Origin of the sequence: Pseudomonas sp. R37(2017) (assembly GCF_002113375.1) — a bacterium.
Classification (GTDB): domain Bacteria; phylum Pseudomonadota; class Gammaproteobacteria; order Pseudomonadales; family Pseudomonadaceae; genus Aquipseudomonas.
The window spans coordinates 71,542-93,864 of record NZ_NEHO01000004.1 but is presented as its reverse complement, the minus strand read 5'-3'; the positions used below and the strand labels follow the sequence as shown (position 1 = coordinate 93,864).

Here is a 22,323-nt window from a genome sequence, read left to right as displayed (position 1 = left end):
CCCAGCGCCTTTAACAACCAACTTTTGAGCTTTTTTCGGGCTACATGCTTACCTAGTCTGGTCGTCCCAACATTGATCAAAGGACGATCAAACAATGCCCATTAGCCCCTCGGCGATTCAAGGATCAGATCCGCTCGACATCGCCCCAATCGATAAAAGCATCCATTTCAATCAGGTCAGAAAGGCGATTCCCGCCTGGCTGCTGGACACCTCCCCATCGCGTGTCGACGCCCTGAAATCGGTCAGGCTGACGCTGCCCGACTGGCACAGGAACGCGTCAGCGACCGCTCACCGAAAGTTGAAAGCAGCCAACCGGCTCGGCTGGACGGCGCAGAACACCGCGGATAAGTTACTCAGTGATGTGAAGGATATATCCGCCTTTGCCAAACCCCTGTTGCAGCAAGCGCTGAAGGACCGCTTCGGCGTCGAAGACGATGTCGAGCAAACCTGGCTGCGGCTCTACGCACCGGTGAACACGGCATGGTGGGTGCACGACTTTTCTGGCGGAACCACCAGTCGCACCGTCTCGCTGCTGGACGCCGCTTTGCACAACTTCTCCCGGGACGAGACGTTCACCCAGGACTCCGAGTTCATCACCCGCCCCGATGCTCGCGGGCATTTTCTGGTGAAAAAACTCAAGGACAAACTGAGCATCGAGCAATTCAAGTCCCTGTGTCGCGACCTGGACATCGGCGCCCGCTACCAGCAGCACCTGAAAGACGTTTTACTGCCGACCGACAAAGCGGCGAGCGATACCTTGCGTCAAAACATCATCGCCAGCCAGAAAAGCGCACTGCTTGCCGCCGCGCAAATGGCCCTGATGAAGAACGACATCGACCAGCAAGCCCATGACGTGGTGCAAGGCATGGTCTACAACCGTTCGCGGCTGCAGTGGAACGGCCAACCCGTCGACCTTTACAACCTGGCGATGATGGATACGCGCCTGAGCGGCATCATGCTGATCGCCGCCGATACCGCCAGCGCCAGCGGCCCGGTGCCAGTGATCGCCTACGTTCCCCATGATCCGCTGCACCCGCTCAAGCAATACGACTCGTCACTGGAATTCATGGCTGAACTGACGCGCCAGTTGCGCGATGGCACATCCGCCAACAGCTATCAACAGTTCTTCAGTCAATTCGTGCCCCATGAGCAACGCGGCCACTTTTTTGCCGGGTTGAACGCGCGTCTCAGCACGGTGAAATGGCAGCCTGCCCCCGCCGGTTCCAATTTGCCGAGCTGGCGCGAAACCCCTGTGGATAAACCCGATCTGCAATTCAGCGTGTCGAGCCTCAAGACCGACCGGGAGACAACCTTCGACTATGACCTGTGGAGCTACCGCTACCGGCAGACCCTGAACAAGGTGTTCAACGACGCGCGGGAAATCGCCATCTCCACCGAATACGCCGACCGCATGGCCAGGTGGGCCTGGTGGGACAACCTGGAAAAAATGCTCTCGGACATCCTCGACATCGCCTTGCTGGTGGCGACGCCGTTGGTGCCTGGCCTGGGCCCGCTAATGCTGGCCTACACGGCCTATCAATTGACCGATGGTGTAGTCGAGGGCCTGGTCGATCTGGCCGAAGGGCACTTGGCCGAGGCCGGTGAACAGACCCTCGGCGTGCTGGAAAACGTCATCCAGCTGGGCCTGTTCGCGGCGGCGGGCGCTGTCGGCAATGTTGCGAGGACCAGGCTTTCGCCGTTTTTCGAAGGCCTGAAACCGGTGCAACTGGCAAACGGCGGGACGCGTCTGTGGAACCCTGACCTCAGTCCCTATCACCGCGCCGACGTGGTTTTGCCCGCGGACGCCCGGCCTGACGCACAGGGTCTTCACCTGCATCAGGGCCGACGCATCCTGCCCCTGAACGATCAACATTTCGAAGTGCTGGATGACGCGGTCACCAGGCAACAACGCATCCGCCATCCGCAACGCCCCGAGGCCTATGCACCGATCCTGCGCCACAATGGCCAAGGGGCCTGGGTCAGCGAAACGGAGAACCCCCGCGAGTGGGAAGGCTCGACCCTGATGCGACGCCTCGGTCACAGCACCGATGGTTTCAACGATGAACAACTGGAACAGATTCGCCGGATCAGCGGCACCGATGAAGACTTGCTGCGCAGGGTGCACGTGGAGAGCGCACCACCGCCACCGCTGCTGACCGATACCCTGCAACGCCTGGCTTCACCGGCCATTGAACCTGCTGCGTTATCCCCTGAGATCGCGCCGCTGTTCAGCGAATTCCCCGAGTTGTCGGCGACCGTCGCGGACCAAATCCATGCGCGTGCCAGCGCCGCGGAACGTCAGCGGATTACACAAGAAAACCGCCTGCCTTTGCGCATGAGGACCCAGGCACGAGAGCTTCAGTTCGAAACCCAGGCGGTCCGGGCGGCCCAGGGTTTGTACCCGACCGCATCCGTCACGGCCGACACCGAGCGCCTGGTATTGGGGACCTTGCGTCTCTATACCGACACCTTTGGCGACCTGCGTCTGGAGGTTCGTCAGGGGACATTCAATGGCGAGCTGCGCTGTAGTGCCGGACCCGAGGATGCAGCGAAAGTCCGGGTTTTGATCCGCGATGACGCCGGGCAGTACGAGGTGCGTGATGGCACGGATCAGCCAATTCATACAGCCGATGACTTTTTCGAAGCGGTCCTGCAGGCCACGCAAGAGAATGGACAAAGCGCCCTGGGCTACAAACCGGGTGACGCCGAACAGTTCAGGCAATGGGTCATGGTCAAATCGGAGCCGCCCAGCGAACGCCGAACCGTCCTTGCCGAGCCGCCCGTGCGGGCGGTGGCCGAGCATGAAACGATGCTTTTGGTTCGTGGTGGCGGGCTCAGTAAGGGAGGCCAAACACTGCACGAGCGCATTCAGGATCTTTACCCACACTTCAGCGAGGTAGAAGTTGATTCATTTGCTGATGCCTTGAGCGCTAGAGGTGAACCGCTCAACGCTGTAGAGGAACTGAAAAATGAGCTCGCTGAGCTGCGGGTGACACTTGATCACTGGGAGCGTCAACAACCTTTTAGCCCGGTTTCCGATAACAATGGGTTCCAAGGTGGAGGAGGAAGACACATTGTTGAACGCCTTATTGATTGTTTCGAGCGAAGAAACAGCGAGTTCGGCAACCGTACTGACCCGAGCTCCTACTCCCTTGACCTGTCCAGGGAGATGCTGCCAGTAAATCTTGAGACTTGGTGGCCAAGGCACCCGATGATTAAAAAACTCCTCAAGAAAGTCACAGCTCTTAAACTCGACAACACAAGATTCCCAACTGACCCATACGGGATATTGCATGACTTTACAAATCTTCGGGAACTCAGCGCCAACCGTTGCGAGCTCAGTCACTTACCTATAGACATTGGTAACATGCGTCGTTTGGAACGTCTGCGCTTACGTGACAACAATATCACCTGGAATTATCGAAGCAATAGAATACTGTGGGAGCTGACCTCCATGGAAATACTTGAACTAGATAACAACCCACTAAATGAACGACATAATATTAACAACCCATTAAATGAACAATCAAACATCAACAACCTCTTACACAACCTACTTAGTAATTTTAACAATCTAAGTGACCTACCTGACATTTCGCAAATGCCTAGATTGACTTTTGTCGGACTCAGAAACACTGGAATAACAAATTGGCCTATAGGTACTATAGCCTTTGATAGACCTCAGGACTTTGTATTGGACATGCGGGGAAACCCAATAAATTATGTACATCATATGACTCTTAGACCGTGGGCGGCGCTGATAATAGGTCGAACGCGCCTTGATATCGAAAACCTATCACCTAATAATCGTTTTTTATTCAACCAGATACGTATGGAAGCAGGCCTTCCCAACGATATAGACGCATTATTTTCACCCGACGCAGCTTCTAGCACGGCAATATGGGAAAGTTCCCCTGAGCTAGACCGTGAGCGAGTTAAACGCTGGGAAGAGCTGAAGCACGAACCGAACTCTGGCCCTTTTATATCGTTCATAAATAGTGCACCGGGTTTTGCCGACTACAAGGCTGGCGGTGAAGCACGAAAACAGCTACTCGAGCGACTCTGGCGCGTGCTCGATGCCGTCTGTATCGATACTCCGCTCAGAGAAAAACTGTTCACCATGGCGGCAGACCCTGTGAGATGTGCCGATGCCGGCGCGCAATTGTTCAACAACATTGGCATCGAAGTACTCAACTTTGAGGCGCGCTCCAGTACAAGCGATCCTTCTCAGCTTGAAGATAAATTAGTGACTCTGGCCAAAGGTTCGGCACGCCTTGAACTGGTCAACGATATTGCGCGGGCCGATATGAGCAGTCGCGATGGAGACCCTGACGAAGTCGAAGTCTATCTGGCCTATCAGACCAGCTTGGCAAAACGTTTGAGCCTGCCTTGGCAATCCGAAGACATGCTCCATAGACCGGTGTCTGGCGTCACCGATGCAATGATCGATAATGCCTACGACACGGTTCTAACCATGGAGAAGGGTGACGGCCTCGTCAATAAAATGCTCGAACTGGACTTCTGGGAGAGTTTTCTTCGTAAAACATATCCTTCGAAATTCGAAGAAAACAAACAACTGTACCTGAGTAAGTTCGAAAAACTTGAGACGTTGCGAACCACTCAACATGAATGGGCCAACTCGCTATCGGAGGTTCAACGCACCGCGCTTCGCGATAAACTCAAAGAACTGATGATCGGTTTTTCTGTTCCTGAAACGGTGATTTTTAACGACCAACCAATAAGTGAGGAAGTTTACGGCGGATTACTCACTGACTTGGGGTATGACGAGAAAGAACTGGCTAGACGCTTGACCCGTGAGGCCATGAGCAAAGCCAACATTTAACGCAGATAGTCAGCAAAGCCCCTGAAGGCCCCTTCGGAGCCTTCAGGGAGCCCTTCAACCCACTTCCGAATCCCAGATCACCGTGACACTCCCCGCATAGGTTTTGGAAACACCTGGGCGCAACATCTGTTCGACGTGTTCCCTGGCGACTTCAAAGTGCAGGGTTCCGGGCTTGCGATCGACATAAAAACCGGGCTGAAACAACTCGGTACCGCTACCATCGAGTTGCAGCGGACGGCGCTGAACCGGCTGTCCCGCCGCATCCGTCAGTCCGCCGGGTAAACTCACGCTGGTATTCAAGGGCACAAGATCAGCTGAGGCCGTATCGCGTAATGCGCAGGTATTGCCAAGGGGGTACTGGCATTCCAGCTGCATCTTGAAGCGCGACGAGGACGATACGTTGAACGTCTGATCGCGAAACAGGCGCACGGGCTTGCGTCCGTGATTCAACCAGGCCTGCCAACCGCCTTGAGGCAACAATTCGATTCGGTTACCCCCCGGCGGGATTTCGACCTTCAGCGAATGCTGGACATCAAGGGTGAAATTGAGCGTGATGACCGAGTCGTTTGGCAACATGACATCGCCCATGTCGAAATCACCACCGGGGCCTGCGGTATAGGTCAATGAACCCTGATATTGCCCCGAAGACATGCCCAGAGGGTTGGGGGTCCTGAGTTCGTAGACGTATTCGACTGCGCGGTGTTGGAACCACGGAATATCCAGAGTGGGCACTACGCCGCAAGCCCCCGCGCCTTCAGGAAAGAGCCAAAAGAAATACGCGTGAGCGACCCCGGCGAGGTTTATGTCGAGACCGGTACAGGGGGCCGGTGGTCTTGTCCATGGATTGCGCCAATAGCCGCCCCCCGGCGGTGTCCAGGCACTCACTCCCGGTGGCCTCTCCAGGTACCAGGTACCGCCAATTCCGGCGACTCGCATCTCAACAGTCTCTCGCTCTCCTGTACGACTGTGGATAACCTCCAGTGGTCGCCAGCTTGACGGTACGCTGTAGGTAGCCCCCTGCCTGGGATCAGCATGCCCAGCCGGAATGGGTTGAGTAGAACGGAATTGCAGGCCGGGTACCCGCAGACTGAAAATGCCTAATCGCGCACAGGTGCTGGGTACATGATTTGGACATACACCACTTTGCGGGGTTGTATTAACAAATTTGTTGACCAAGGGATTTACCGGGTCAGGCACAAACTTCGCAGTTATTTGCTGTTCCACCGCGCCGACGGAGGGCGCATGCAGGCTGGCCAGCAAGCCTGCCGCAAGCGAGCATATAGCCATTGTTCTTAGCGAATAAAAAAACTTCATTGTGAATCAACCTGAAATTCCAACATTACGGAATACCCACCACCTATTGCCCCAAACGATATCAAGGAGCGATGGCCTCAAAAATCATATGCACACTGTCGTAATATTCACCGGGACTAGCGGCCGTCTTGCGGCTTGACCGCAGCCCCTCCACTGAAGAGTCCATCGGAGCCTTTCAGCAGGGAACTTCAAACTTCCGAATCCCAGATCACCGTGACACTCCCCGCATAGGTTTTGGAAACACCCGGGTGTAATAGCTGTTCGACGTGCTCCCTGGAGACTTCAAAGTGCAGGGTTCCAGGCTTGCGTTCGACATAAAAGCCAGGCTGAAACAACTCGGTACCGCTACCATCGAGTTGCAGCGGACGGCGCTGAACCGGCTGTCCCGCCGCATCCGTCAGTCCGCCGGGTAAACTCACGCTGGTATTCAAGGGCACAAGATCAGTTGAGGCCGTATCGCGTAATGCACAGGTATTGCCAAGGGGGTACTGGCATTCCAGCTGCATCTTGAAACGCGACGAGGACGATAAGTTGAACGTCTGATCGCGAAACAGGCGCACCGGCTTGCGTCCATGATTCAACCAGGCCTGCCAACCACCTTGAGGCAGTAATTCGATTCGGTTACCCCCCGGCGGGATTTCGACCTTCAGCGAATGCTGGACATCCAGGATGAAATTGAGCGTGATGACCGAGTCGTTTGGCAACATGACATCGCCCATGTCGAAATCACCACCGGGGCCTGCGGTATAGGTCAATGAACCCTGATATTGCCCCGAAGACATGCCCAGAGGGTTGGGGGTCCTGAGTTCGTAGACGTATTCGACTTCGCGGTGATCGAACCAGGGGATATCCATAGTCGGCACCAGGCCGCAGGCCCCCGCGCCTTCAGGAATGAGCCAAAAGAAAAACGCGAAAAAAGTCCCTGCAACATTTATGTCAAGACCGGTACAAGGGGCCGGTGGTCTTGTCCATGGCTCACGCCAACGGGTGCCTCCCGGTGGGGTCCAGGCACTGACGCCCGGTGGCCTGGCGAGAGCCCAGGTTCCACCGATCCCAGCAATTCGTATCTCAACAGTCTCTCGCTCACCTGTGCGACTATGGACGACGTCCACTGAGCGCCAGCTCGATGGCACGCTGAAGGTCGCGCCCTGTCGGGGATCGGTATGCCCGGCCGGAATTGGCTGCGTCGATTTAAATTGCAGCCCGGGCACCCGCAAACTGAAGATGCCTAATCGCGCACAGGTGCCGGATATATAGTTCGGACATACGCCAGTTTGCGGGGTTGTGTTGACAAACTTGTTGACCAAGGGATTTGCCGGGTCAGGCACAAACTTCGCGGTTATTTCCTGCTCCACCGCGCCGACGGAGGGCGCATGCAGACCGGCCAGTAAACCTGCCGCAAGCGAGCACACAGCCATCGTTCTTAGCGAAAAAAATAACTTCATTTTGAATCAACCTGAAATTCCAACATTACGGAATACCCGCCACCTATTGCCCCAAACGAGATCAAGGAGCGATGGCCTCAAAAATCATATGCACACTGCCGTAATATTCACCGGGCTTGAAGCCGTCTTGCGGCTTGACTGCAGCGATGTCCAACCACACCCGCCTACCTGCTTTCCCGTCTACTTCCGAGACAACTTCTGCGTTATCCACCGTGAGTTTTTTCCTGTTGAAACTCACATCCAGTGCGATGTTGTCATTCTCCCTGCCATTGCTTAAATAAGGCTCCGTAGATAAACGGGCGAGGATTGAGCCATTAGTGTTTTTGACATCGAAACTTTTACGCAGCCGGCTCAAGTCCTCAGACGACTGAATCCAATCCAGTTTCTGTTCACGACCCAGCCATTCAGGGTCCACGGGCAGCACGTAAAAATCAGCGCTCGGGATAGTGACCGACACTTCAAAGGTTTCGCGCTCTACCACCGCAAATGCGTACTTGCCGTTCAGCACCAGAAACACTAATAAAGTCTTCGCTAATAATTTTCTAAACATAGTGATGACCCGTTGCCTGCACTTCGAAAATTACGAAAACCGCTACGCCTGTCAGAAGCAAGACTTGAAATGGCTCGGACTCGATTGGTTTACAGTCCATGGCACTACCCTCTCACTTCCAGTTTTTTAGTCGCGTCGCCTTCAATCACTGTGAAACGATATTCACGGCCAACCTGTTTTTCGAACTGGAAAGTCCGACCGGCAAGAACGTGATGCTTGGTGGCGGGCAGACAGTCCAACTCGTTCTTGACTGAACAATCCTTGAACTCGTCGACGATCACCACGCTATTGCCGTTGTTGCGGATGAGATAATTCCCCGCTCCGTTCTCGATCACACTATCGAAGCGCGTTTCCTTGGGGCGAACAAAGAACACTGCACCGTAACCGGCCAGTATGGTGACCCCGGCAGACAGGTTCTTCTTATAGTCCTCTCGCTCTTCGCCAGAGACCGCAAACTCGTCTTCCTTTTCGGGCACTACTGGCACGAAACGCACTCTGAAATACCGCTCTCTGTCGCGCTCCCCCATGAACAAGAGGCGTGTACCCTGCATGCCATTAGCGGGGACAATCAGCCGAGCCGGGCTGGCCATCAAACCATCACGAGCATCGGTATCGACCTGGGTCTTTACCGGCACTTCCCGCAAGGTGCCATCGGCGTCATAGAGGATTTCGAGAATGTTGACCTTGACGAACGCGGTGCTGTCCCCACCATTGAATACCCGCTTCAAAAAAGTACTCTTATCCCCGTCCAGATAGTCATACACGCTGCCGATATTAATATTCGGAGCGGCATGGGCCGACGTGGTGAATACGCAAAAACCAAACACTGCCAACAAACGCTTCATAGTCCTATCCCTCGCAAATCAATCACTTCAAAGCGGTCATCAACCCGCCGACTGAGCCATGAAATTTGCGTCTGCCACCGTATCGGGCGTGCACCGCAAATCGCCGATCATCAACACATTGTTTTCAGTTCGCCCACGACTGGTGTCCAGGCGGAACTGACAAAGCAGTTGCTCGCCGTAGCGCACTTCGAGAGTCGGTGAACCGGCGTTCATTTCCATGGAGAAGAACCCGTCCACTTCACTTACCCCACGGCTGGCGTGGTTGATGACGTGATGGCCCTTGAGCGGTTTGCCTTGGGAGTCGATCAAACGGCCAAGGACAGTCAGGGTTTTGCTGACGGTGATCTTGCGGTAGTCAACACCCCCCTTGTTCAAGTGATAGCGCGTACGTGGCGGCTGAATGCTCGCGGCCGGCGGATGGTTACCTTCGAAGTCGAAGCTCACCGAACTGCTTTTGTAGGCGGTGATCGGGATGAAATTGCGCCCCGGTCGCAGGCTAGCACTGCCGCCGCTCAAGTCGTCGGCGCGCAAGGCAATGTCATCGAGATCGGACTCGACGTCGACAATCATCCCGGCACCTGAACCATGATGCTGGCTGGTCATGACGATGCTTTGGCCACCCACGGCCACTGTGCTGTCGAGGTTCAAACCGCCGGAGAGGTTGTCATTGAAAGAGGAGCGTTGAACGAAGGCATCACCATTGATGGCGTCATTGCGGAAACTCGTCATGCCGGTAAGACCGACGCCATAGGTATCGGTAATCGCCGTAGCCGATACGTTTTGCAGCACATGGTCTTGCAGGTCCTTGCGATAGGTCAGCGAGGCGTTGTTGTCACGGCCACCCTCACGGGAGGTCCGAGAACCAACGCTACCCGACCACTGCTCACCCGGCCCGCCGAGTGCCAGGCTGACGCTCAGGTCGACACCTCGGTTACGTTTGTCGCCACTGCTGAAACTGCCGGGGCGATCGAACACCGAGAAGCGCCAGTTGGCATCGCTGCCGAACAGGTTGCCGCGCTGGGTCCAGCCGAGGTCAACGCCAACACCTTCGACATTGCCATCGCTGTGGGAAACGCGACCGTTGATCGAGCTTCGGCTGCTGACCCGATGATTCACCGATAACGACGAGTTGCTGGTCTGGCCGACAAACACATTGCGCTGACGCACCCGCGTGCCGTCGGGCAGGGTTTCGAAGGTATTGGTGGTGTCCAGCCAGCTACGATTATGGGTGGCGAAAACACTGCCGGCGCCATAGTTGTACATCGCTTGCAGGTCCATGCCGGTGCCATGGTCTTCAGTCTCATAGACGTTGGCGAACAGACTGGTGTTGTTCGCCAGGGTCCAGTCGACCGACGTGCCATATTGCATCTTGTCTCGCACCTGGCGACCCGACACACCGAGAATCACCCGAGGGTGCAGCAGGAAGTTGACGGCGGCGCCGGCGGTCATGTCGCCATAAGCCTGCTCGTCCCAATTGCTGAGCAACTTGCTTTCCTGGCCAGCGAATAGGTTGTAACGCCAGCGACTGTCCTGGTTGTGCCAGTTGGTGGGTTTGTATATCAGCTCTTGGGTGGTGGAAGTGATCTGACCGTCTTCAATCAGGCGCACCTCCACTTCGTAGATCCCGCCCGGCAAGGGGCGCGTATCGAGAGTTTGCAGACCGGCATCCACCGGCTGGGTATTGATCAGCAAGCCGTTGCGAAAGATTTCCACCGAAGCCTGACGGTTGGCGGTGACGTAGATCGGGTAAACGCTGGGCTTGGGGCTGTTGATGGCCAGACTGTCGGAGCTGCCATACATCAGGCCAGCCGCCGTATCGGGGCTGGCGCCGAACGAACGCGGCTGACGGCTCAACCCTTCGGAGTTGGGGGTAAAGTAGCCCAGGCGCAGGAAACTGCCTTCGAGTTCACGCTGGGTGAAAAGCTCGTATACCGAGTGATAGAGCTTATCGTCCGGGCCACCCAAACGGGCCAGTTGCATATTCACGCTTTGGGTCCAGTTGCCCAGGCTGCTGCTGGCTTCCAGGCCATAGCGCCCACCGAGGTCCTGTTCCTGGCCACCGTTGAGGTTCAACTGATTACGCACGATCAAGCCGGTACTGCCGCCTTCGGGCAAATCGTAATACCGTTTGGCATCCGTGTTGCGCTCGGCGTTTTCAGTGGCAATCGACACCAATGAATTCTGCAGGTTGTAATGCACGGCCAGCATCTGCTCTGGACAACTGCCTTCGCACGCACCGAGGGTGACGCCTTTCTTTAAGTAAGCGGCCCAGACCTCACGTTCACTGGCAGAAATACTGCTATCGCCAACATCGGTAAATTCGAGCAGGGTAATTCGATCATCGCGAGATAATACAATCATCGCCTCACCCAATTGCTGTTGATCAAGTTCCACCCGAACAGCCAATGGCACATCGAAAAAATGCTCTTCGAAGTCTGCTGGCAAACCTTTCGCTTGAGCAAGTAAGCCTCGGGGAGTAATGGCGTTATTAGTTGGCGCAGCCAATGCGCTCGCGCACAAAAAAAGCGCGAACGCTGCCGCGATGGGAGTCATCGGGAACATGATCGGAATACTCTGATTTCATAACAAGCCGACGCCAACCAGCCATCGTTCCATGGCTGGTTGGCAGACGTTTAACAAAGAACGCCTTATAAGAGCATTGGATCAATCAAGGCTTCATGACAGGTTCGAACACCACCGCGAAGCTGCCAGCATAGTCACCGGTTTGAGTGGCGGACGGGGTGGCGGCCTTGATCCTCAAGGTACGCTGTACACCTGCCACAGACTCGGTTTCGTTCACGATTTCCTTTGTGTTTTCGTCCACGACGACACTGCCGATAGTGACGGTCAGCGGAATGCTGTCACGACCGTTATACAGCGCCACATCAACTTCCGTCAGAGCATTGATGGCACCTTTCGGATCTGTGTGCTTCAGGTTGAAGACGGCGTCGACCGTCGACAGATCGCCACTACCGAGTTGAGTCATGACTTCATCTTGGCCAAAGTTTGGGTTTTGAGGCGCAGCATTGAAAAGAGAGGTGGGGATAAATGCTCTTACGTTAATTGAGGTTGTAATCGGCTCCACAGCAAACGCCATCGAGGAACTCAGTGCCAGAACAGCCAGAGGAGCAGCGAACGCGATTTTCTTGAACATCTTTCAGTACCTGTCTTTTTAAAAGGATCGATTCATTGAAAGTTCAAGCTGAGCAAAACCGTCACGAGCAGCTAGTTGCCCAGCTGAACTTTCAACGCCGAAAGATGATCGTTCAAATGATCTGGCAAGTAAGCAGGCAAGTTCCTGCGAGTGCGTAGCCAAAGTGCGATCGACACAGAAAGAAAAAACCTGAAACATTATAAAAGTTAATGCTTGACTGTAAGAGACAGACTACAAACCGCGCACTACAAGCAATGATAATCAAATATTGTCAAAGTTACTTCTGTAAGACCGATACCACAAGCCCAACAAACAATAGGCGAAAACACAACATTAGAGAGTTAACACTAATTTTTGTTGTTTGACTCCTGGTAATAGCCACTTTTTTCCCGGTCTGATGAACGGTCTTGATGCTTCGCTCGAGAGCTGCCGTTGGTCAGAAGGCCTTGCCAGTCTCTTAAGATATATCTTACGTTGTATCTAAACACGACGAGAGAAAGCACAAATGAGAGACCATCATTCCCCCCACCGCGAGCACGGCGATGGCCGCGAAGGCTTCGACAGGCGGCCCGGACGCGAACGCGGCGGTCGCGGACCCCGGGTGTTCGCCCCCGGAGACCTGAAACTGCTGCTGCTGGCACTGATTGCCGAACAGCCCTGCCACGGCTACGACCTGATCCGCCAGATCGAAGGCATGTTCGACGGCGCCTACAGCCCGAGCCCCGGCGTGATCTACCCGACCCTGACCTTTCTGGAAGAGAGCGAAATGATCCAGGGCGACGCCGAAGGCGGGAAAAAACGCTACAGCGTGACCGACGCCGGACGCCAATCCCTGATCGAACAAGCCGTCGCCCTGGAAGGTGTGCGCGTGCGCATCGACGTGAGCAAACGTTCACTGCGCGGTCATGATCGCCCGCCGGAAATCCACGAGGCGGTGCACAACCTGCGCCATGCCCTGCAAATGCACCATGGGCGCTGGAGCCCGGACGAAATCCTGCGGGTGCGCGATCTGCTCAACAACACCGCCAAGGCCATCGTCGACGGCCCCGCCGTTCAGCCCGTTCAGGAGAACGCCGAATGACTGAAGTGATCACCACCATTCACCGTGTCATGCACGAAATCAAACGCCGTCGCCTGGAAGTGCTGCGGGTGGTCGACCTGACCCCGCGCATGCGCCGGATTACCCTGGGCGGGCCGGAATTGGCAGGGTTCGTCAGCCTGGGCACGGACGATCACGTCAAATTGTTGTTCCCGCAGAATGCCGAGCAAGCGGCGGCACTGGAAACCCTGGTGCTGGGTGCCGGCAAGGACAACGGTCCGCTGCCCGAGATGCGCGACTACACCCCGCGCCGCTACGACCTCGATAGCCTGGAGCTGGATATCGACTTCGTGCTGCACGGCGACGGCCCGGCCTCGACCTGGGCGGCGCAAGCCCAACCGGGGCAGTTCCTGCACATCGGCGGGCCGCGGGGGTCGATGATCGTGCCGGACATCTTCGACAGCTATCTGCTGATCGGCGACGAAACCGCCCTGCCCGCCATCGCCAGGCGTCTGGAAAGCCTGGCGGCGAACCGCCGTGCGTTGGTGATCGTGGAAGTGGAGAACGGCAAGGAGCAGCAAGCGCTGCACAGCGCTGCCGAGGTCAATGTGATCTGGGTGCTGCGCGAAGGTGGCAAGGATCATTTGTTGAGCACCGTGCGCCAGATCCAGGTGCCGACCGGCAGCCTGTACGCGTGGGTGGCGACCGAGAGCAAAGTGTCGCGGCAGATTCGGCGGGTGCTGTTGGATGAGCACGGGCTGGACGAGCAGTTCGTCAAGGCGGTCGGGTACTGGAAACTGGATGACAGCGCCGAGGAGTGATTGGAGTCACATTGTGGCGAGGGGGCTTGTCGGAACGCCGCACCGTCCCGTTCGGCTGCGTAGCAGTCGCAAAACAAGTCCCCCGGTGTGCCAGACCTTCACTGGTCGCAGGTTTTAGCGCCGCTGCGCAGCGCAACGGGGGCAAGCCCCCTCGCCACAAAAAGCATTCCACACCGCCATATCCGCGCTCATGTTCGAGCGCGCCACCGGTCCAGCCCGACCACCAGCAAGGCAATCACCACGAACCCCGCCAACAACCCGCCGGCATTGATGAACACCTGTGGATAACCCAGTTTGTCCACATCCACGAAGGGATACGGATAAACCGCCAGAACATGCCCGCGCAACAGTACATAGGCGAAGTACAACACCGGATAGATCACCCATGCCGCGATATGCCACAGGCGCAATGTGCCCTTGGGCACGTAATGCCACCAATACCCCAGGAACAGCAACGGCATGATGACGTGCAACAGCTCATCGGCCAGCCATTGCCAGCCCTCGGGATGCCACAAGTGGCGCAGCAACAGGTTGTAGCCCAGACTCACCACGGCGATGCTCACCGCAACCGCACTGCTGACCCCGGGCTGCAGGAACCAGCGGCGCGCGGCTGACTCGCGGGATGTCCATTCACAGGTCAGTACGGTCGCCACCAGGGTGTTGCTCAGTACGGTGAAGTAGCTGAAAAAGCTCACCAGCCCGCCGATCAGGCTGGCGCCCAGCGACCAGCGCGAATGGAAAATCAGGTACATCTGGATGCTCAATCCGACCCAGCCGAGCAAGGCGGCAACGGCCACGAAATGACGGCGAAACCCGGACGGGCTGACCCTGTTCAAAGCGGTCGCTTGGTGCGCATCAACTTCACGTAAAGACGTTCGACCTTCTCCCGCGCCCAGGGGGTTTTACGCAGGAATGTCAGGCTCGACTTGATGCTCGGCTCGCTCTTGAAGCAGCGGATATCGATACGCTCGGCCAGCCCCGACCATTCGTAATGTTCAACCAGCGCGTTGAGGATTTGCTCCAGCGTCACGCCATGCAGCGGGTCAGTGTTGTGTTCGGTCATGCCAGGCCTTCAGCGATGTTGGAATGGGGAAGCCGCGCACCTTAGCCGAGGGCTTCTTCGGGTGGAAGCGATCTATCAAATGTAGGTGAACCTGTAGGAGCGAGTGCCACTGTTACAGAATCCGAAAGGATGCCTATCAGCAAAAGCCCTTTCTCTATTTGTAACAGAACATTATCCTTGCACCCGCTGCCTGCTGAAACGCTTCCGCTGCTCACTTCACGCCTGCTGCTTTCCGTTTACCCCCAGAAAAAGCTCAAGAATTCCGTCTCTATGCCTGACTTTGAATCTTTGCGAGACAGCGCTGTCTTTGCAACTGCCGCCCACCGAAACATCTTGCCCCTGATCGCCGGCCTTACCGCCCTGGGCCTTGCCTCATGCGTTCAAGCCGCGCCTGCCTTCGATAGCGACTCGCCGTGGATGCTCGGCGACTGGAACGGCACTCGCAGCGAACTTGCGGAAAAAGGTTACGACTTCAAAGTCGATTACACCGGTGAAATGGGCAGCAATCTGCACGGCGGCTACGACCACGACCGGACTGCCCGCTACAGCGACCAGTTTGCTCTCGGCGCTCATTTGGACTTGCAGAAGATTCTCGGCTGGAACGACGCCGAATTTCAGTTGACCATCACCGAACGCAGCGGCAACAACATCAGCAACGACCGCATCAACGACCCGCGGGTCGGCGGCTTCACTTCGGCCCAGGAAGTCTGGGGCCGTGGCCAGACCTGGCGCCTGACGCAGATGTGGTATCAGCAGAAATTCCTCGACGAAAAACTCGACATCAAGGTCGGTCGTTTCGGTGAAGGCGAAGATTTCAACAGCTTCCCCTGCGACTTCCAGAACCTGGCGTTCTGCGGTTCCCAGGTCGGCAACTGGGCGGGTGACATCTGGTACAACTGGCCGGTCAGCCAGTGGGCGCTGCGGGTCAAATATCACCTGACACCGCAGCTTTACGCACAGGTCGGCGCGTACGAGCAGAATCCGTCGAACCTTGATCGCGATAACGGCTTCAAGCTCAGCGGCAGCGGCACCCAGGGAGCGGTCCTGCCGGTGGAACTGGTGTGGGCACCGAAATTCAACGGCCTGCCGGGTGAATACCGCGCCGGTTACTACTACAGCAGCGCCAACGCCACCGACGTCTACAAGGACAGCAACGGCCAACCGGCCGCCCTGACTGGCGAAGCCTATCGCAGCGCGTCGAGCAAACACGGCGTGTGGCTGGGCCTTCAGCAGCAAGTCACCAGCCTCGCCAGTGATCACTCCCGCGGTCTGAGCCTGTTCGCCAATGGCACGATGCACGACAAGAAGACCAACGCCATCGACAACTACGTCCAGGCCGGTCTCGTCTACAAAGGCCTGCTCGACGCACGCGCCAGGGACGACATCGGTTTCGCCATGGCCCGCGTCCACGTCAACCCGGCGTTTCGCAAGAATGCCGAGGCGACCAATCAGGCCCACGCCGTCTTCGACTTCGACAATCCGGCCTTCTTGCCGCCCCAGGACACCGAATACAGCGCCGAGCTCTATTACGGCGTGCACGTGACCCATTGGCTGACCGTGCGCCCGAACCTGCAATACATCCGCCATCCCGGTGGCGTGAACGAGGTCGATGACGCGCTGATTGGCGGGATCAAGGTCCAGTCGTCGTTCTGACCAACAAACCAAAACCCTGTGGGAGCGACATGTGGCGAGGGGGCTTGCCCCCGTTCGGCTGCGAAGCAGTCGCAAAGCATTGCACTCGGTGTGCCTGACACGCCGCAGTTGCAGGTATTGGGGTCGCTTCGCAACCCAACGGGGGCAAGCCCCCTCGCCACAGAGCTCACTCCTGCAAGGGTATGCGTCAACCGATCCAGCTTTATCTGAACCATGCCCGCACAGGATCGTCATCTACAGTGAACTTGTGCGGGACTACTTGTAACGTCACGGAGAATCACACTATGAGCACTGATAGTGCCTCGAGTCGAAGCCGTCTGTTGCCGACCCTGCTCGGTATCCTGCTTCTGCTGATGGGCCTGGCCATGCTGGCCGGGGGGATCAAGCTGAGCTTGCTTGGCGGTTCGCTGTATTACCTGCTGGCTGGCATCGGCATCGTGCTGACCGGCATCCTGCTGATCGCCGCGCGCCGTGCCGCGCTGGGCCTGTACGCACTCGTGCTGTTCGCCAGCACCCTGTGGGCGCTGTGGGAAGTTGGCCTCGACTGGTGGCAACTGGTGCCGCGCCTGGCGTTGTGGTTTGCCCTTGGCGTCGTGTTGCTGCTGCCGTGGTTCCGTCGTCCATTGCTGGTCAACGGCCCTGCCCCCATGGGCACTGGCGCCTTGAGCGTGGCCGTGGTCCTGGCCGGCGCCACCGCCGTGGCCAGCCAGTTCACCCATCCGGGCGAAACCCTCGGCGAACTGGGCCGCGACTCCGCGGACATGACCAGCACTGCGCCGCAGATGCCCGAAGGCGACTGGCAAGCCTATGGCCGCAGCGAATTCGGTGACCGCTACTCGCCGCTCAAGCAGATCACTCCGGCCAACGTCGGCAAGCTGCAAGAAGCCTGGCGCATCCAGACCGGCGATCTGCCAACCGCCGACGACCCGGTGGAACTGACCAACGAAAACACCCCGCTCAAGGCCAACGGCATGCTCTATGCCTGCACCGCCCACAGCAAGGTGCTGGCGCTGGACCCGGACACTGGCAAGGAACTGTGGCGTTTCGACCCGCAGATCAAGAGCCCGGTGGGCTTCAAGGGCTTTGCCCACATGACCTGCCGTGGCGTGTCGTACTACGACGAAGCGGCCTACGCCAAGTCTGAAAACGCTGCCTCGGCAGTGATTTCCGAGGCCGGCAAAGCCGTCGCCCAGGCCTGCCCGCGTCGCCTGTACCTGCCAACCGCTGATGCGCGCCTGATCGCCCTGAACGCCGACACCGGCAAGATCTGCGAAGGCTTCGGTAAAAACGGCGTGGTCGACCTGACTCAAGGCATCGGCCCCTTCACCCCCGGTGGCTACTACGCCACCTCGCCGGCCGCGATCACCCGCGACCTGGTGATCATGGGCGGTCACGTCACCGACAACGAGTCGACCAACGAGCCATCCGGTGTGATCCGTGCCTTTGACGTACGCGACGGTCATCTGGTGTGGAACTGGGACAGCAACAATCCCGACGCGACCGCACCGTTGCCAGAGGGCGAACACTACAGCCGCAACTCGGCCAACATGTGGTCGCTGGCCAGCGTCGACGAAAAACTCGGCATGGTCTACCTGCCACTGGGCAACCAGACGCCCGACCAGTGGGGCGCAGACCGCACCCCGGGCGCCGAGAAGTTCAGTGCCGGCCTGGTCGCGCTGGACCTGGCCACCGGCAAGGTGCGCTGGAACTACCAGTTCACTCACCATGACTTGTGGGACATGGACGTCGGCAGCCAGCCGACCCTGCTGGACATGAAAACCGCCGACGGCGTGAAACCGGCACTGATCGCCCCGACCAAACAGGGCAGCCTGTACGTCCTCGACCGTCGCGACGGTACGCCGATCATCCCGATCAAGGAGATCCCGGTTCCCCAGGGGGCCGTAAAAGGTGACCACACCGCGCCGACCCAGGCTCGTTCGGACCTGAACCTGCTGGCCCCGGAACTGACCGAGAAAGCCATGTGGGGTGCCAGCCCGTTCGACCAGATGCTGTGCCGCATCCAGTTCAAGGAACTGCGTTACGAAGGCCAGTACACCCCGCCATCGGAACAGGGCAGCCTGATCTATCCGGGTAACGTCGGTGTCTTCAACTGGGGTGGCGTTTCGGTCGACCCGGTTCGCCAGATGCTGTTCACCAGCCCGAACTACATGGCCTTCGTCTCGAAAATGGTGCCTCGCGCCGAAGTGGCGGCCGGCAGCAAGCGCGAGAGTGAAACATCGGGCGTACAACCGAACACGGGCGCGCCTTACGCGGTGATCATGCACCCGTTCATGTCGCCGTTCGGTGTACCGTGCCAGGCTCCGGCCTGGGGCTACGTGGCCGGCATCGACCTGACCACCGGCAAAGTCGTGTGGAAACGCAAGAACGGCACCAGCCGCGACAGCTCGCCAATTCCTGTCGGCATGAACCTTGGCGTGCCGAGCATGGGTGGTTCGATTGTCACTGCCGGCGGCGTCGGCTTCCTGAGTGGCACGCTGGATCAGTACCTGCGCGCCTATGACGTCAATACCGGCAAGGAACTGTGGAAATCGCGCCTGCCGGCTGGCGGCCAGGCTACGCCGATGACCTACACCGGCAAGGACGGCAAGCAGTACGTGCTGCTTGTCGTCGGTGGCCACGGCTCGCTGGGCACCAAAATGGGTGACTATGTGATTGCGTACAAACTGTCGGAATAAGTTTCAGCGGCAGTAAAACCAAAGGCGACGCCCGTAAGGACGTCGCCTTTTTTGTGACCGCGGATTTCAAATCCCCCCGCCCCCCCCCCTGTAGGAGCGAGCATGCTCGCGATGACGGAGTATCAGTCGACATCATAGGTGTCTGAAATAACGCTATCGCGAGCATGCTCGCTCCTACAGTTGAACGGTGTCGTGCCGAAATCCAGCTAACCTGTCTCTGCGCTGAACCAAACACCGCGTTGCAGAAAATGACCGTTGAAACCACCGCCAACCTGCCCCATCTAAGACCCATACCCATTGCGCAGGTGCCCCCATGAGCGACCAGCAGGAATTCCCCGAAGACCCAAGCGAATACGCCGACCCGGAAAACGCCCCGCACCACACCACCGGCAAAGGCCTGGCCCTGCCCGGCCAGAACCTGCCGGACAAGGTCTACGTCATCCCGATCCACAACCGACCGTTCTTCCCGGCCCAGGTGTTGCCGGTCATCGTCAACGAAGAGCCGTGGGCCGAGACCCTCGACCTGGTGGCCAAGTCCGAACACCACTCCCTGGCCCTGTTCTACATGGATACGCCCCAGGAAGACCCGCGCCACTTCGACACCTCGGCCCTGCCGCTCTACGGCACCCTGGTCAAGGTGCATCACGCCAGCCGCGAAAACGGCAAGCTGCAGTTCGTCGCCCAGGGCCTGACCCGCGTACGCCTGAAAAGCTGGCTCAAACACCACCGCCCGCCGTACCTGGTGGAGGTCGAATACCCGCACCAGCCCACCGAGCCGACCGACGAGGTCAAGGCCTACGGCATGGCGCTGATCAATGCGATCAAGGAACTGCTGCCGCTCAACCCGCTGTACAGCGAAGAGCTGAAGAACTACCTCAACCGCTTCAGCCCCAACGATCCGTCGCCGCTGACCGACTTCGCCGCCGCGCTTACATCGGCCACCGGTAGCGAGCTGCAGGAAGTGCTCGACTGCGTGCCCATGCTCAAGCGCATGGAGAAAGTGCTGCCGATGCTGCGCAAGGAAGTCGAGGTCGCGCGCCTGCAAAAAGAGATTTCCGCCGAAGTTAACCGCAAGATCGGCGAGCATCAGCGCGAATTCTTCCTGAAGGAACAACTCAAGGTCATCCAGCAGGAGCTGGGGCTGACCAAGGACGACCGCAGCGCCGACCTCGAACAGTTCGAACAGCGGCTGACCGGCAAAGTGCTGTCGCCGCAAGCGCAGAAACGCATCGAAGAGGAAATGAACAAGCTGTCGGTGCTCGAAACCGGCTCGCCCGAGTATGCGGTCACTCGCAATTACCTCGACTGGGCGACCTCGGTGCCCTGGGGCGTGTACGGCGAGGACAAGCTCGACCTCAAGCACGCGCGCAAGGTGCTGGACAAGCACCACGCCGGCCTCGACGACATCAAGGACCGCATCCTCGAATTCCTCGCGGTCGGGGCCTACAAAGGCGAGATCAGCGGCTCCATCGTGTTGCTGGTAGGACCGCCGGGCGTGGGCAAGACCAGCGTCGGCAAGTCCATCGCCGAATCCCTGGGCCGGCCGTTCTATCGCTTCAGCCTTGGCGGCATGCGCGACGAGGCCGAGATCAAGGGCCACCGTCGTACCTACATCGGCGCGCAGCCGGGCAAACTGGTGCAGGCGTTGAAAGACGTCGAAGTGATGAACCCGGTGATCATGCTCGACGAGATCGACAAGATGGGCCAGAGCTACCAGGGCGACCCGGCCTCGGCGCTCCTGGAAACCCTGGACCCGGAGCAGAACGTCGAATTCCTCGACCACTATCTGGACTTGCGTCTGGACCTGTCGAAAGTGCTGTTCGTCTGCACCGCCAACACCCTCGATTCGATCCCCGGCCCGCTGCTGGACCGCATGGAAGTGATTCGCCTGGCGGGTTACATCACCGAAGAAAAAGTCGCCATCGCCAAGCGTCACCTGTGGCCCAAGCAGCTTGAGAAAGCCGGCGTGTCCAAGGGCAACCTGAGCATCAGCGACAGCGCGCTCAAGGCGTTGGTCGACGGTTATGCCCGTGAAGCCGGCGTACGCCAGTTGGAAAAAAACCTCGGCAAACTGGTGCGCAAAGCGGTGATGAAACTGCTCGACGAACCGGATGCGGTGATCAAGCTCGGCCCGAAAGACCTGGAAACGTCCCTCGGCAAACCGGTGTTCCGCAACGAGCAGGTGCTCTCGGGGGTCGGCGTGATCACCGGCCTTGCCTGGACCAGCATGGGCGGCGCGACCCTGCCGATCGAAGCCACGCGCATCCACACCCTCAACCGTGGGTTCAAGCTCACCGGGCAATTGGGCGACGTGATGAAAGAGTCGGCGGAAATTGCCTATAGCTACGTCAGCTCGCACCTGAAGTCCTATGGCGGTGATCCGAAGTTCTTCGACGAAGCCTTCGTCCACCTGCACGTACCGGAAGGCGCCACGCCGAAAGACGGCCCGAGCGCCGGCGTGACCATGGCCAGTGCCCTGCTCTCGCTGGCGCGCAATCAACCACCGAAAAAAGGCGTGGCCATGACGGGCGAACTGACCCTGACCGGGCATGTGCTGCCGATTGGCGGCGTGCGGGAAAAGGTGATTGCGGCGCGGCGGCAGAAGATTTTCGAGTTGATCCTGCCGGAGGCCAACCGGGGGAATTTCGAGGAACTGCCGGAGTATCTGAAGGAAGGCATTACCGTGCACTTTGCCAAGCGCTTTGCGGATGTGGCGAAGGTGTTGTTCTGATGTTCCTGTAGCGCCTGTACTGCCGCTTTCGCGAGCAGGCTCGCTCCCACAGGGTGACTGCAGTGAGTACAAAATTTGTGAACACCGCGGACCACTGTGGGAGCGAGCCTGCTCGCGAAGGCGTCAGCCCTGACACCACCGAAGGCTGACTGTCACACTTTGTCTCATC

General features: G+C 58.0%; 14 protein-coding genes. 6 read left to right on the top strand and 8 right to left on the bottom strand.

Annotated elements, in window-relative coordinates:
* Positions 1 to 94 precede the first annotated feature (94 nt).
* The gene (locus tag CAG47_RS08380; RefSeq protein WP_085724422.1) at positions 95 to 4,843 is read left to right on the top strand and encodes a dermonecrotic toxin domain-containing protein; all 4,749 of its coding nucleotides are present in this window, start codon (positions 95 to 97) and stop codon (positions 4,841 to 4,843) included.
* A 54-nt stretch (positions 4,844 to 4,897) separates the two neighbouring features.
* On the opposite strand, the gene CAG47_RS08375 is transcribed toward CAG47_RS08380, so the two are convergent.
* From CAG47_RS08375 to CAG47_RS08350, 6 genes are all read right to left on the bottom strand, one after another.
* The gene (locus CAG47_RS08375) at positions 4,898 to 5,728 is read right to left on the bottom strand and encodes a hypothetical protein (protein ID WP_371917187.1); all 831 of its coding nucleotides are present in this window, start codon (positions 5,726 to 5,728) and stop codon (positions 4,898 to 4,900) included.
* A gap of 617 nt (positions 5,729 to 6,345) precedes the next feature.
* Positions 6,346 to 7,602, bottom strand: coding sequence for a hypothetical protein (locus CAG47_RS08370; RefSeq protein WP_085724420.1), 1,257 nt, complete (start codon positions 7,600 to 7,602; stop codon positions 6,346 to 6,348).
* A 61-nt stretch (positions 7,603 to 7,663) separates the two neighbouring features.
* Positions 7,664 to 8,152, bottom strand: a complete 489-nt coding sequence (locus tag CAG47_RS08365) for a CS1 type fimbrial major subunit (RefSeq protein ID WP_085724419.1) — start codon at positions 8,150 to 8,152, stop codon at positions 7,664 to 7,666.
* Between the two features lie 104 nt (positions 8,153 to 8,256).
* Complete coding sequence (locus tag CAG47_RS08360) at positions 8,257 to 8,997, bottom strand: pilus assembly protein (protein WP_085724418.1); 741 nt, start codon at positions 8,995 to 8,997, stop codon at positions 8,257 to 8,259.
* Positions 8,998 to 9,036: 39 nt separating this feature from the next.
* Positions 9,037 to 11,559 (bottom strand): TcfC E-set like domain-containing protein, encoded by a 2,523-nt coding sequence (locus CAG47_RS08355; RefSeq protein ID WP_085724417.1) that lies wholly within the window; start codon positions 11,557 to 11,559, stop codon positions 9,037 to 9,039.
* A 106-nt stretch (positions 11,560 to 11,665) separates the two neighbouring features.
* Entirely contained in the window at positions 11,666 to 12,151 is a 486-nt protein-coding gene (locus CAG47_RS08350; protein WP_085724416.1) for a CS1 type fimbrial major subunit, read from the bottom strand.
* Between the two features lie 505 nt (positions 12,152 to 12,656).
* Here CAG47_RS08350 and CAG47_RS08345 point away from each other — a divergent pair.
* Together CAG47_RS08345 and CAG47_RS08340 are read left to right on the top strand one after the other, a co-directional pair.
* Positions 12,657 to 13,232, top strand: coding sequence for a PadR family transcriptional regulator (locus tag CAG47_RS08345; RefSeq protein WP_085724415.1), 576 nt, complete (start codon positions 12,657 to 12,659; stop codon positions 13,230 to 13,232).
* Positions 13,229 to 14,011, top strand: coding sequence for a siderophore-interacting protein (locus CAG47_RS08340; protein WP_085724414.1), 783 nt, complete (start codon positions 13,229 to 13,231; stop codon positions 14,009 to 14,011). Before CAG47_RS08345 ends, CAG47_RS08340 begins: the two co-directional genes overlap by 4 nt.
* A 188-nt stretch (positions 14,012 to 14,199) precedes the next feature.
* Here the strand turns inward: CAG47_RS08340 and CAG47_RS08335 are convergent, their stop codons facing one another.
* On the bottom strand, positions 14,200 to 14,763 hold the full coding sequence (locus tag CAG47_RS08335) for a Pr6Pr family membrane protein (protein WP_177408953.1): 564 nt from the start codon (positions 14,761 to 14,763) through the stop codon (positions 14,200 to 14,202).
* A gap of 80 nt (positions 14,764 to 14,843) precedes the next feature.
* Positions 14,844 to 15,074: a VF530 family DNA-binding protein gene (locus tag CAG47_RS08330; protein ID WP_046041003.1), complete on the bottom strand. Its 231-nt coding sequence runs from the start codon at positions 15,072 to 15,074 to the stop codon at positions 14,844 to 14,846.
* Between the two features lie 270 nt (positions 15,075 to 15,344).
* Here CAG47_RS08330 and CAG47_RS08325 point away from each other — a divergent pair, with 270 nt between their 5' ends.
* The 3 genes from CAG47_RS08325 to lon all read left to right on the top strand — a co-directional run bounded on the left by CAG47_RS08325 (position 15,345) and on the right by lon (position 22,154).
* The gene (locus CAG47_RS08325) at positions 15,345 to 16,727 is read left to right on the top strand and encodes a carbohydrate porin (protein ID WP_085724413.1); all 1,383 of its coding nucleotides are present in this window, start codon (positions 15,345 to 15,347) and stop codon (positions 16,725 to 16,727) included.
* Between the two features lie 284 nt (positions 16,728 to 17,011).
* On the top strand, positions 17,012 to 19,423 hold the full coding sequence (locus tag CAG47_RS08320; protein ID WP_085724412.1) for a glucose/quinate/shikimate family membrane-bound PQQ-dependent dehydrogenase: 2,412 nt from the start codon (positions 17,012 to 17,014) through the stop codon (positions 19,421 to 19,423).
* A 313-nt stretch (positions 19,424 to 19,736) separates the two neighbouring features.
* A complete protein-coding gene (gene lon, locus CAG47_RS08315) occupies positions 19,737 to 22,154 on the top strand; it encodes an endopeptidase La (protein ID WP_085724411.1) in 2,418 nt (805 codons plus the stop codon).
* The last annotated feature ends 169 nt before the right edge of the window (positions 22,155 to 22,323 follow it).